Annotated in this window: 10 protein-coding genes and 1 pseudogene; 8 read left to right on the forward strand and 3 right to left on the reverse strand. The window is 46.6% G+C overall.

What is annotated here, in order from left to right; genetic code table 11:
- Positions 1-97 precede the first annotated feature (97 nt).
- From QUB10_RS11225 to QUB10_RS34220, 8 genes and pseudogenes are all read left to right on the forward strand, one after another.
- Positions 98-1,165 carry an ABC transporter substrate-binding protein gene (locus QUB10_RS11225; protein WP_333202073.1) on the forward strand — a complete coding sequence of 356 codons (1,068 nt, stop codon included), beginning with the start codon at positions 98-100 and terminating at the stop codon, positions 1,163-1,165.
- Positions 1,166-1,273: 108 nt separating this feature from the next.
- Entirely contained in the window at positions 1,274-2,125 is an 852-nt protein-coding gene (locus QUB10_RS11230; protein WP_172186088.1) for an ABC transporter permease, read from the forward strand.
- A 4-nt stretch (positions 2,126-2,129) separates the two neighbouring features.
- Positions 2,130-2,279 (forward strand): hypothetical protein, encoded by a 150-nt coding sequence (locus tag QUB10_RS11235; protein ID WP_333202075.1) that lies wholly within the window; start codon positions 2,130-2,132, stop codon positions 2,277-2,279.
- A 39-nt stretch (positions 2,280-2,318) separates the two neighbouring features.
- The gene (locus QUB10_RS11240) at positions 2,319-3,095 is read left to right on the forward strand and encodes an ABC transporter ATP-binding protein (protein WP_333081668.1); all 777 of its coding nucleotides are present in this window, start codon (positions 2,319-2,321) and stop codon (positions 3,093-3,095) included.
- Between the two features lie 295 nt (positions 3,096-3,390).
- A complete protein-coding gene (locus QUB10_RS11245) occupies positions 3,391-4,122 on the forward strand; it encodes an urea amidolyase associated protein UAAP1 (RefSeq protein WP_333202077.1) in 732 nt (243 codons plus the stop codon).
- 77 nt (positions 4,123-4,199) lie between these two features.
- Complete coding sequence (locus QUB10_RS11250) at positions 4,200-4,841, forward strand: urea amidolyase associated protein UAAP2 (RefSeq protein WP_333202079.1); 642 nt, start codon at positions 4,200-4,202, stop codon at positions 4,839-4,841.
- Between the two features lie 317 nt (positions 4,842-5,158).
- Positions 5,159-8,776, forward strand: a complete 3,618-nt coding sequence (uca, locus tag QUB10_RS11255) for an urea carboxylase (protein WP_333202081.1) — start codon at positions 5,159-5,161, stop codon at positions 8,774-8,776.
- Positions 8,777-9,027: 251 nt separating this feature from the next.
- Positions 9,028-9,114: pseudogene (locus QUB10_RS34220) on the forward strand (WG repeat-containing protein); the annotation flags it as partial.
- Positions 9,115-9,148: 34 nt separating this feature from the next.
- Here the strand turns inward: QUB10_RS34220 and QUB10_RS11260 are convergent.
- The 3 genes from QUB10_RS11260 to QUB10_RS11270 form a co-directional block, all read right to left on the reverse strand.
- The gene (locus QUB10_RS11260) at positions 9,149-9,946 is read right to left on the reverse strand and encodes a class II glutamine amidotransferase (protein ID WP_333202083.1); all 798 of its coding nucleotides are present in this window, start codon (positions 9,944-9,946) and stop codon (positions 9,149-9,151) included.
- Positions 9,947-10,230: 284 nt separating this feature from the next.
- The gene (locus tag QUB10_RS11265) at positions 10,231-11,127 is read right to left on the reverse strand and encodes a thermonuclease family protein (protein WP_333202085.1); all 897 of its coding nucleotides are present in this window, start codon (positions 11,125-11,127) and stop codon (positions 10,231-10,233) included.
- 96 nt (positions 11,128-11,223) lie between these two features.
- Complete coding sequence (locus tag QUB10_RS11270; protein WP_333202087.1) at positions 11,224-11,802, reverse strand: ACP phosphodiesterase; 579 nt, start codon at positions 11,800-11,802, stop codon at positions 11,224-11,226.
- Positions 11,803-11,804: the final 2 nt, after the last annotated feature.

Genomic DNA, 11,804 nt, shown 5'->3' on the forward strand with positions numbered 1-11,804 from the left:
CTAACTTAGCCACGCTTAGGGCTAAGGATACTTTACAATCCTTGACATAATTGTGTTTTACAGCGCCTACCTACTTAACCAGCAACCAGAATATGCTATGAATATCCGATATTGCTCCCCAAAAATAACGCGCTCGCCCTTATCCTACTGCGCCATATTTTTCATCACCTTGCTTTTCGCTGTCGGCTGCGTCAACCCGGCAATTTATATCAAAACAACCACAGAAACCGAAGCAGCTTCTTCAGTAAGTGCTAACGCAGTTCGCCTCGGATTCAGCGCGTGGCCCGGCTGGTTTCCTTGGCAAATTGCCAAAGAACAAAAGATATTTGAAGCCAACAATGTTCCTGTAGACTTAAAATGGTTTGACGGCTACTTAGAATCGATCAGCACCCTCACAGCAGGACAGATAGATGCTAACAGCCAAACCCTCGGCGATACCGTAAACTCTATATCAGGCGGCGCCGACCAAGTAATTGTTTTAGTCAACGACAACTCGACGGGAAATGACAAAGTGATTGTCGCCGAAGGCATCAATTCCGTTGCCGATTTGAAAGGCAAAAAAGTTGCCGCAGAGGAGGGTACTGTCGATCACTTTCTATTGCTGTTAGGGCTGAGAAGAGCAGGTTTATCAGTGCAAGACATTCAATTTGTACCGCTGGAAACCGGCAAAGCTGCGGCGGCTTTCGTCGGAGGGCAAGTCGATGCGGTGGCAGTATTTGCGCCATTTACCACGCAAGCATTAAAACGAGCGAACAGCAAGGAACTGTTTAGTTCCAAAGATTTTCCGGGGGCGATTTCCGACCACTTGGTATTCACGCGAAAGTTTATTGGCGAACACCCCGATCGAGTGCAAGCCCTGGTCAATTCATGGTTTGCAACATTGGAATACATGAAATCAAATAAAGAGAAATCTTACGAGATTCTCGCCAACCGCGCCGGAGTTAGCGTTGACGAATACAAAGAATATGAAAACGGCACTAAGATATTTACGATCGAGGAAAACTTGAAAGCCTTTCAACCGGGAAATGACATGACATCATTGCAGTTTGCAGCGGCTGAAATGACTAAATTTCTCGTCGATGTAAATTTAGCAAAAAGCCAACCCGATATCAGCACATTATTTGATGATCGTTTTATAAAAGCTTATTCAGAAGGTAAAAGCTAGAATGCAGAATTTACGATTGGGCAGACACAATAAAGTTTCACAAATATTCCTTTAAAAAATTTCCCAAAGCTACTCAAATTACTCGCTCAACCATTCTGCAATTAAATCATGCCACCAAATCCCGAACCGCGATCGATCCAATCCCACCTCAAGCAAAAAAGCCTAAATCCCACCGTTTTCTGGCGGATTGCGGAAGAGATACCACAACCCCTCAATATTGGGTTAACGGTAACATCGATCGCACTGCCGCTGCTGCTGTGGTGGCTAGTAACAACCTTCGCCAACGTAGACCCCAAATTTTTGCCTTCCCCCGGCAAAGTTTTAGAGGCATTTGGTCGGCTGTGGAACACTCGCGAACTTTTGAAAGACACAGTAGCGAGTTTGTGGCGGGTGGGAGTGGGCTTTCTGTTCGCCTTGGTTTTTTCCATACCAATTGGCGTGCTGATGGGCAGCTTTCCCAGTATTCGCGCCTTGCTGGAACCCATGTTCGGCTTGATGCGATATATGCCCGCACCAGCATTCATTCCCTTGCTAATTCTCTACTTGGGAATCGGCGAAGAACCCAAAATAATGCTGATATTTATCGGCGTCTTTTTCTTCAATTCGCTGATGGTGATGGATACAGTCAAGTTTGTTCCAAAAGACTTGATCGAATCTACTTATATGTTGGGTGGGAATCGCTGGGAAATCCTAACTCAAGTTATTTTTCCCCACGTTTTGCCGGGAATTCTTGATGCTAGCCGCATCAACTTAGCTGCGGCTTGGCAATTGGTAATCGTCTCGGAATTGATTGCCGCCACCGAAGGCTTAGGCCGCCGGATCAGCGTCGCCGGTCGATTTCTGCGAACCGATGAAATTTTTGTGGGGCTGATTGTCATTGGGGCGATCGGACTGACTTTTGACTTGCTTTTTCAATATCTGCTGCGGGTTTCTTGTAAATGGTCAAGTCAGAAACAGTAAGCAGATGTTGAAGGAAGAAGGAAGTTCGGCAACGGATTATGTAACGGATGTAACGGATGTCAGGAAGATGGAAGAACGCAGCCCTATCAACCTAAGATTGAAAGACTCGATACCTATCGTTTTGATTGCTAAGCTTGATAAGCTTTGGGAATAAACAAATTCAGTTTTTACTTACAATACAGAGGATAAACTCATGTTTCTACAAATCAACAATCTGCACAAAAACTTTGAAACGAAAAAAGGTAAATTAGTTGTCCTCAAGGACATCAATATGAGCATCAAGCAAGGCGAATTTATCTGCGCGGTAGGCGCATCGGGTTCGGGCAAATCTACTCTTTTGAGGCAGATTGCGGGATTGGACAAGCCGACAACAGGGGAAGTGAAAATTGACGGCAAGGAAGTTGTTTCGCCTGGGCCAGATCGAGGTATGGTATTTCAGCATTACACTCTTTATCCTTGGATGAACGTGCAGGAAAATGCCGAGTTTGGCCTCAAACTTCAAGGCGTTTCCAAGAAAAAGCGACGCGAACAAGCGAGCTATTATTTGAATGTGGTAGGATTGACGCAGTTTGCTTCGTCGCTGCCGAAGGAATTGTCGGGCGGGATGAAACAGCGGGTGGCGATCGCCCGCGCCCTCGCTTCTGAACCTAAAGTATTATTAATGGATGAACCTTTCGGCGCCTTGGACATCCACACCAAAGAATCGATGCACGAATTTATGCTCGATTTGTGGCGCCGCACTCAGATTACAATCTTTATGATTACCCACGATGTCGAAGAAGCGGTGTTTCTTTCCAATCGGATTTATGCTTTGGGCGCTCGTCCAGGTACAGTGAGAAAGGAAATGTCGATTAATTTGCCCGATCGCACTCCCAGCATTAAACGCCACGCCAAATTCCACGATTACCGCGACGAACTCATGGATTTGATGCGGAAACACGGACAGGAAGCAGTTGCAATGGCTGCTTAAATAGAAATAGGTTTGTAGTTGCACTTTTTGCACCCGCGCCAACAGTACAACGGCAAACCTAACTAAGTGGAAACTTAACATCTTGCACCATTGTCAATTACCTATTTAGGAACGGGCTCTTCGGCCCGTTCTACAATAAAATTGAGTTTTGTGGAACGGGCCGAAGAGCCCGTTCTTGAGAATGGTGCAAAATATCAGTGGAAATAAATATTACTTTGGGAGAGGGCGGGTTGTGCCGCTACAAAATACTATTGTTTTATTTCGCTGACCTACCCAAATACATCAAGAGGAACTTATGGTGCAACTATCATCGATCGACACAAACTCAGAAATTGATTCAAGCCTAGTATTAGTCGAAGAAACCGTACCCGGCGGCGCGTACTGGTCGGGGGTCATCAAGCGGGGAAACACCCTGCGAATCACCGATTTAGAAGGCTCTCGCGGCGTTTCCATGCTGTGCTACAACGCCGACAATGCGATCGAACGTTTCAACGCAGCAGACACCGCCAAAATTCAATTCAACGCCTTTCTCAAACAAGGCATGGTGCTTTACACAGACATGGGGCGCATCCTATTTTCTATCACCCAAGACACCTCCGGCTGTCACGATTTGCTAGGAGGATGCAGCAACGCCATTAGCAATGCCAAAAAATACGGCGAAGGAGACTGGAAAAACTCCCGCGACAACTTCCTCAAAGCCCTAACTCGGTGGGGATTGGGCAAAAAAGATATCATGCCCAACCTCAACTTATTTACTCGCATTGCCGTCAAACCAGACGGCACGATGGAGTTTCGCGAAGGCTGCGAGAAACCGGGTAGTTTTATCGATTTGCGAGCAGAAATGAACGTATTGACCATTATCTCTAACTGTCCCCACATCCTGCATCCGGGTTCAATTTACGATCCAAAACCCATCCAAATTCAGATTGTGAAATCCCCCGCACCCGCACCAGACGACTTGTGCCGCACCGCCAACCAGGAAGTCGTGCGCGGCTTCATCAACACCGATGCTTTGTTCGTGCAATAGACGCGATTCCAGCACTCAATCTTGTCCGCATCAATCGGCGGTAAAAAATTCTGCAATTCCATCACAAAAAGTGAACCATGACTGCAACTACTCAACAAATTCTCGATCCAAAAACTGCCATTTATAACGAAGTCTTACCGGCCAGACATCCCTGGTCTCGCGTCATCAAAAAAGGAGAGATTCTTCGTATTGTAGATTTAGGCGGAAATCAAGCAGTAGATTTTTTAGTTTACAATGCCGATGACCCTTCCGAACGCTACAGCGCCCCCGATACGATCGTCAATCAAGGCAACATCTTTGTCACTACAAACAGCCAACTCATTTCTAATGAAGGGCGAGCCATTATGACCATAATTGCGGACTCCTGCGGGCGGCACGATACCTCCGGCGGCGCCTGTAGCTGCGAGAGCAATTCGGTGCGGTTTGGACTCGATAAAAAATACCAGCACGCCTGTGTAGAAAATTTCATCGCCGCAATTCTTCCCTACGGTTTGGGGAAGCGAGATTTAGTCAGCAATATCAACTTCTTTATGAATGTTCCGGTTAGCGAAGATGGCACGCTTGAAATTGTTGACGGCATCTCCGATCCGGGAAGTACAGTTGATTTGCGAGCCGAAATGAACGCGCTGGTTGCTATTTCTAATTGCCCGCAAATGAACAATCCTTGCAATGCTTACAATCCTACGCCGATTCAGTTGATTGTTTGGGATTCTGTGTAATCTGAAAATATCTAATTATTAGGACTTACGCACTCCGAATAAAGAAACCGGGTTTTTAACCGAGATTGAAAGTTTTAAGCAATTATTTTGGTTAAAAACCCGGTTTCTGAGCCCCTGCCCCAAGTCCAAGAAACCGGGTTTCTGCGATGATTTTGGCATCCTCACCCAGATTTAGGAAGAAACCCGGTTTCTGAGCCCCTGCCCCAAGTCCAAGAAACCGGGTTTCTGCGATGATTTTTGTATCCTCACCAAGATTTAGGAAAAAACCCGGTTTCTGAACCCCTGCCATTAGCAATTCCCAATTCCCAATTACCTAAATGTTTAACAAAGTTTTGATTGCAAATCGCGGTGAAATTGCCTGCCGAATTATCCGCACCCTCGATCGCCTCCAAATTGCTTCGGTAGCAGTATATTCGGAAGCCGATGCCCACGCCAAACACGTTTTCGCCGCCACCGAAGCTGTTTGTATCGGTGCAGCCGCCGCAGCCGAGAGTTATTTGCGGTTCGATCGCATTCTCGAAGTTGCGCGCCAAACAAAAGCTCAAGCTATCCATCCGGGTTACGGCTTTTTGAGCGAAAATGCTGAATTTGCCGAAGCTTGTGCAAGCGAAAATATTGCATTTATCGGCCCGACTCCGAGTCAGTTGCGCTGCTTTGGATTGAAGCACACCGCGCGGGAAATAGCCGCTGCAAATCAAGTGCCGCTAACTCCCGGAAGCGAACTTTTAGCAAGTTTGGAGGATGCCCAAAAAGCGGCTGGGGCGATCGGCTATCCGGTGATGCTCAAAAGTACCGCAGGCGGAGGCGGCATCGGTTTGCAGGCTTGTTTTGGCGATCGAGATTTAGCAGAAGCCTTTGAAAAAGTACAGCGTTTGAGTCAAAGCAATTTTAAACAAAGCGGCGTTTTTTTAGAGAAATACATTCAAACAGCTAGACACATTGAAGTCCAAATCTTTGGAGATGGCAAAGGCAATGTCATAGCCTTGGGCGAGCGAGATTGTTCGGTGCAGCGGCGCAATCAAAAAGTAATAGAAGAAACCCCCGCCCCTGCTATTACCGACGAACAGCGAAATCAGTTGTACAGTGCAGCAGTGCGGTTGGGAAAAGCGGTAAATTACCAGTCAGCCGGTACTGTTGAATTTGTATTTGATGTCGATGCGAAACTGTTTTATTTTTTGGAAGTCAACACGCGCTTGCAAGTCGAACACGGCGTTACTGAAGCTGTCAACAACATCGACCTCGTTGAGTGGATGGTAAAACAGGCTTCGGGAGATTTGTTCCCCCTGGAAGAGTACCGCTATCGACCGCAGGGACACTCAATTGAGGTGCGAATTTATGCGGAAGATGCCGGCAAGAATTTTCAGCCGAGTTCCGGGTTGCTGAATCAAGTTGCGTTTCCCGAAAACGTCCGCTGCGACAGTTGGATAGAAACCGGAACTGAGGTAACTCCTTTTTACGATCCGCTGCTAGCCAAAGTAATCGTTTGCGGGGATAATCGAACCCAGGCGCTCGCTCAACTGAAAGCTGCTTTAGATGCCAGTGAAATAGCGGGAATTGAAACTAATTTAGATTACCTCCGCCAGATTTTGGACGATTCCCGATTCAGCCGGGGCGAACTGAACACGCGCTTTTTAAACTCTTTTGAATACGCACCTTTAACGATCGATGTATTGGATGGGGGCACCTACAGCAGCATTCAGGATTATCCGGGGCGCATTGGCTATTGGGATGTGGGCGTGCCGCCTTCTGGGCCGATGGATCATCTGGCATTTCGATCTGCAAATCGTTTAGTAGGAAATCCCGAATCTACAGCAGGATTAGAATTCACAGCGACAGGCCCAACTCTGCGCTTTAATGCCGATACAGTTATTAGTTTGACTGGTGCAACTATGAAGGGAACGCTAAACGGCGAATCGGTGCCGTTTTGGACGGCAATTCCCGTAAAAGCTGGCAGCATCCTCAAGTTAAAAGCCATTCAAGGCGGCGGCTACCGCACTTATTTAGCGGTAAAGCACGGCTTGAATGTCCCCGATTATTTGGGCAGCAAATCAACTTTTGTACTGGGCAAATTTGGCGGACACGCGGGCCGCACGCTGCGTCCGGGAGATGTGTTAAAACTCAACCAAACTGCAACTCTGGAAGCGGAAATATCTTTGCCTCCGGAACTCATTCCCACCTACAGCAATAATTGGGAAATTGGTGTTTTGTACGGGCCTCACGGCGCGCCGGATTTCTTTACTGAGTCAGACATTGAAATGTTTTTCTCTACAGAATGGCAGGTGCATTATAACTCGACGCGGACGGGCATTCGGCTGATCGGCCCGAAGCCCACCTGGGCGCGTCAAGACGGGGGAGAAGCGGGTTTGCACCCGTCTAACATTCACGATAATGCTTACGCGATCGGCACGATCGATTTTACGGGCGATATGCCTGTAATTCTCGGTCTTGACGGCCCGAGTTTGGGAGGTTTTGTCTGTCCTGCTACTATTGTGCAGTCGGAATTGTGGAAAATCGGGCAACTAAAACCGGGGGACAGCATTCGCTTTCACTGTTTGAGTTTTGCTGAAGCTTTGCAGCGGGAATTAGCACAAAATAGGCAAATTGCTACTTTTTGCTTGCCTGTTTTTGGGGAAAATGCGGAGGAATTGCCTGCAGTTCCCGCTTCTCCTATTTTGCACGAAATTCCCGAATCTCCCGGACAGGTTGCTGTTACTTACCGTCAAGCTGGGGATAAATATATTCTAGTTGAATACGGCCCGTTGGTGCTGGATTTAAATTTGCGTTTTCGGGCGCACGCATTGATGGAACAGTTGAAAGCAAATCCGTTGCCTGGTGTTATCGAATTAGTGCCGGGAATGCGATCGCTCCAAATTCACTTTGAGGGCCGCCAGATTTCGCAACAGCAGCTAATGCAGGCGCTGATTGCGGCGGAGGCGGAACTTCCGGCGATCGAGGATTTGGAAGTGCCGGCGCGAATTGTGCACTTGCCTTTATCTTGGGAAGATGAATCGACGCTGTTGGCCATTGAAAAATATATGCAGTCTGTGCGATCGGATGCACCTTGGTGTCCCAGCAATATTGAGTTTATTCGCCGCATAAACGGGCTTGACAGCATCGAACAAGTCAGAGAAATCGTATTTAATGCTAGCTATTTAGTGATGGGTTTGGGAGACGTTTATTTAGGCGCGCCCGTCGCAACTCCCCTCGATCCGCGCCACCGTTTGGTTACTACTAAATACAATCCCGCCCGCACTTGGACTCCTGAAAATGCAGTTGGCATTGGCGGCGCGTATTTGTGCGTTTACGGGATGGAAGGGCCCGGAGGTTATCAATTTGTCGGCCGCACGGTGCAAATGTGGAATCGGTTCAAACAAACGGCGGATTTCCAGTCTGGTAAACCTTGGCTTTTGCGCTTTTTTGACCAAATCCGATTTTATCCGGTTTCTCATGAGGAATTGCACCGCTGTCGGGAAGCATTTATCGAAGGGAAGTTTAAATTAAAGGTTGAGAAAATCACTTTTAATTTGAGAGAATACAATGAGTTTTTGCATTCTATTGCGGGCAGTGCGGCTGAATTTAAAGCGCAGCAGCAGACCGCATTTAATGCAGAGCGCGATCGCTGGGCCGCATCCGGGGAATTTGAGGCTGAATCTGCCACAGAATCCTCGGCGGATGCGGGTTCTGAAACAGCGGCGGAGGTTACTTTGCCGATCGGCTGTGAGGCAGTTGTCGCTCACGTTTCGGCCAATGTTTGGCAGGTGCTAGTTAATGTGGGAGATGCGGTTGCAGAGGGCGATCGGCTGTTAATTTTGGAAGCGATGAAAATGGAAATTGCTATTACTGCTGATGTGGCGGGCACTGTTGCCGAGTTGTTTTGTGAAAAGGGGCAAACGGTGACAGCCGGACAAATTCTAGCGGCTGTTCAACAGAATTAATCCCTCTGTTGTCACTTCGGGGAAAGTAGAAGCCCTTGGATAATTGCGGCATGATTTTGATTGTTTTGTGGGATGGGATATGGTAGCCAGTCAGGTGTATTTTCACTGAAGGCGAGACACCTCACAAGAATCATCATCAAATTGTGCAACCCCGGCTCATTTAATGAAGGTTTAGCAGCAGTTAGGGCTTCAAAAGGGTGCGGATACATCAATCAAACAGGCTAGTGGGCGATCGCCCCTAAGTTTCCGCTGTAGGCAGTTTTTCCGAAGGCTTAGCCGCTGTCAAGCGCAATGACAAATCTGGCTTCATCAATCAAGCTGGAAAGCTGGTCATTTAGCAGGTTCGATGCTCTGTTTAGGCTTTAAATTTGTTTAAGTCTCGTAACTTAACTCCAGCCGTCCAGAATTGACCGGCAAACCATCCTGAAATACCAGCAATTCTCCCGGCTGAATTTGCGTCCAAACTTCGTTATCTGTCAGCGGAAAAGTGGCAATAACAGCCACGCGATCGCCCTCGTTGGTCAATTCCCGGAAATCGACTGTTACATCTTCGTCGATCGAGTGAGCGCTAGCAAAAGGTGCTTGTCGCACAATATAATGCAGATTAGTAGAACAGTGGGTGAACAAGTGTTCTCCATCGGAAAGTAAATAATTAAAAATTCCGTGTTCTGCCAAAGTTTTAGTAATTTCCTCCAGAACAGGGTAAATTTCCGCTAAAGCAGGCTTACTTTGAGGAAAATTAGAGCGTAGCTTTTCTAATATCAAACAGAATGCTTTTTCGCTGTCTGTTTTGCCAACGGGTTTGTAAACTCCGGCACATTCTGGATAAAAATTTTCGAGATTTCCGTTGTGAGCAAACACCCAATAACGTCCCCAAAGTTCCCGAATAAAAGGGTGGCAGTTTTCCAGAGCAATTTCGCCTTGCGTAGCTTTGCGGATGTGAGCAATCACGTTAGTTGAATGAATGGGATAGCGACGCACTACTTCTGCCACCGGAGAAGCAATCGCAGGTTTTGAGTCTATAAAAAGGCGACATCCCAAACCTTCAAAGAAAGCAATTCCCCAACCGTCTTGATGAACGTCTGTTCTGCCACCTCTTGCAGAAAAACCCTCAAAAGAAAAGCAAATATCTGTCGGAACATTGCAGTTCATTCCCAGTAATTGGCACATAGCTTTTAAATTTCTGGAGTTTGAATGGATGTCGCAGCTATTGGCAGCTACAGAGTTGCGATTATACTATTATAGTATGAATTGATTTAGCCTTATAAAAAAAACACAATAATTTTGGATTGTCAACCATAATGCTACTTAAATTTTCAAAAATGCGTGAAGCCAAGCTATCCCGAACGCGCGTGCGAGCCCGTTGCGGTAGGGAAGCGCCCAAAATTTAATAGCCTTCCCCGCAGAACAGTCTTCATCGTTCCATTTGTCCTGCAATTAAATTTATGTAAAATTCACTTTTGTGGGGGAAAGTCTGAAAGTTGTTTGATATCCTTCAAAACTATTTGAGGCTTCCCTTTGTACTGTTCTACCTTCCCACTGACATACACATATCCCCGTCCCAGACCCGCATAACGCTTCTCGATTAGCCGCTTCAATGGAGCTCTTTCATCAGTTTCAGCATCCGGTATCCACAAATCTAATTTATGATAAACTGAGCCAGCATAAATCAGAGCGCTTCCGCCGATCCATTTATTAATACCAGCCTGCAAATCGCAGAAAATAGTAATAGATTTAGCTTTTTCAGAAGCAGCTAATATTTTCGGGTAGTCCAACCTCAAAGAAAGCGCTCCTGCGGTTGCTTCCGACAACCGAAACTCTTCAACAATCGAGCCTCGCATCGACCACCAAGGCAGTAAATTAGCATAGTTGCGAGAGGGAATTTTGGCATTGATAATCGGATTCCAAATCATCAGATTGTAAGCTTTAGCTGCCGATTCTGCCTCAGTCATTTGTCGGTGATACAATCTGGAGCGCCCGTATTTGACGAAGTAGGGACTCCAGCCTTCTTCAATCAGTTTAAGATTGTAATTTTCTCCGTCTTTATGTACGTAACAGAGGAGACGCCCGTAGTTGTCGCGGTGTTTTTGTAGAGCCACTTCAACCGAATCGTCTGTATCAAATTCTATGTCAATTTGAGCAAGTCCGCCATCTGCTGTCGCAAAGTATTTTTTAGCCATTTCCGTACCTGCTTTCCCCGCCGCAGTTACAGGTTTGGAGCCTCCCGGATGACTTTCTTCTGTATCGACGCAAATCAGCCGCAGAGACTCGGTTTTGCCGTTGAGAGAAATTTTGATGCTGTCGCCATCAACTACTTTAGTTATTTGTAGGTTCGGAATTCTGGTTGCCATATTTTGAACCCTGTTGCACTTGAGATTTCATACAGGTATCGGTTGAATCATACACGAGTTCGCTATCAATAGCAACTGTAATTTTTGTTGTTTGTATTAATATTTGTCAAGTGTGGCGTATTTTATCAAGTCGGGGAAAAAATCTCGAAAATCGGATTCTAATCGCTGATAGTTAGCTGTCAAATCTTCTATGCCGCTTGCCAAGTTATTTGTCCGCTTTATTCGGGCCGACATTCTTGTAAGAGTGATGCCGATTTCGGCGATGTCCTGATAAGATGAAAGCAAGTCGCGCGCAATTATTGTTGGCAGCAGCCGCTGGAGAGATTCAGGCAATATATCGCGGTTGTCTTGCAGGAGTTTATACACATGGCAAGAAAAATCGCGGAGGGGAATTTCTGAATATTCCAGCCAATTTTTAGCCAAGAAGTGGTCGTAAAACACGTCAATCAAAACTCCAGCAAACCTGCGTCTCTCGGCGCAAACAAGGCTTTTACTCGATCGCACTATTGGGTGAGAGTCGGTGTAGCTATCTACTTTGCGGTGCAAATCGATGCCTTTTCTAATTTCATCGGGATAAAGGTTGACAGCCGAACCTTTGACAAAATCTCCTAAGAGGTTGCCAATCAGGGATTCTGGCGTGCCTTTTGATAAGAATAGATGAGCCAAATAATTCATTA

The sequence above is a fragment of the Microcoleus sp. B5-D4 genome, assembly GCF_036705145.1.
GTDB lineage: Bacteria > Cyanobacteriota > Cyanobacteriia > Cyanobacteriales > Microcoleaceae > Microcoleus.

Bases quoted from the DNA above. Each gene is read 5' to 3' on its own strand.
- QUB10_RS11225 (WP_333202073.1), top strand. From the start codon at position 98: ATGAATATCCGATATTGCTCCCCAAAAATAACGCGCTCGCCCTTATCC.
- QUB10_RS11230 (WP_172186088.1), top strand. From the start codon at position 1,274: ATGCCACCAAATCCCGAACCGCGATCGATCCAATCCCACCTCAAGCAA.
- QUB10_RS11235 (WP_333202075.1), top strand. From the start codon at position 2,130: ATGTTGAAGGAAGAAGGAAGTTCGGCAACGGATTATGTAACGGATGTA.
- QUB10_RS11240 (WP_333081668.1), top strand. From the start codon at position 2,319: ATGTTTCTACAAATCAACAATCTGCACAAAAACTTTGAAACGAAAAAA.
- QUB10_RS11245 (WP_333202077.1), top strand. From the start codon at position 3,391: ATGGTGCAACTATCATCGATCGACACAAACTCAGAAATTGATTCAAGC.
- QUB10_RS11250 (WP_333202079.1), top strand. From the start codon at position 4,200: ATGACTGCAACTACTCAACAAATTCTCGATCCAAAAACTGCCATTTAT.
- uca (WP_333202081.1), top strand. From the start codon at position 5,159: ATGTTTAACAAAGTTTTGATTGCAAATCGCGGTGAAATTGCCTGCCGA.
- QUB10_RS11260 (WP_333202083.1), bottom strand. From the start codon at position 9,946: ATGTGCCAATTACTGGGAATGAACTGCAATGTTCCGACAGATATTTGC.
- QUB10_RS11265 (WP_333202085.1), bottom strand. From the start codon at position 11,127: ATGGCAACCAGAATTCCGAACCTACAAATAACTAAAGTAGTTGATGGC.
- QUB10_RS11270 (WP_333202087.1), bottom strand. From the start codon at position 11,802: ATGAATTATTTGGCTCATCTATTCTTATCAAAAGGCACGCCAGAATCC.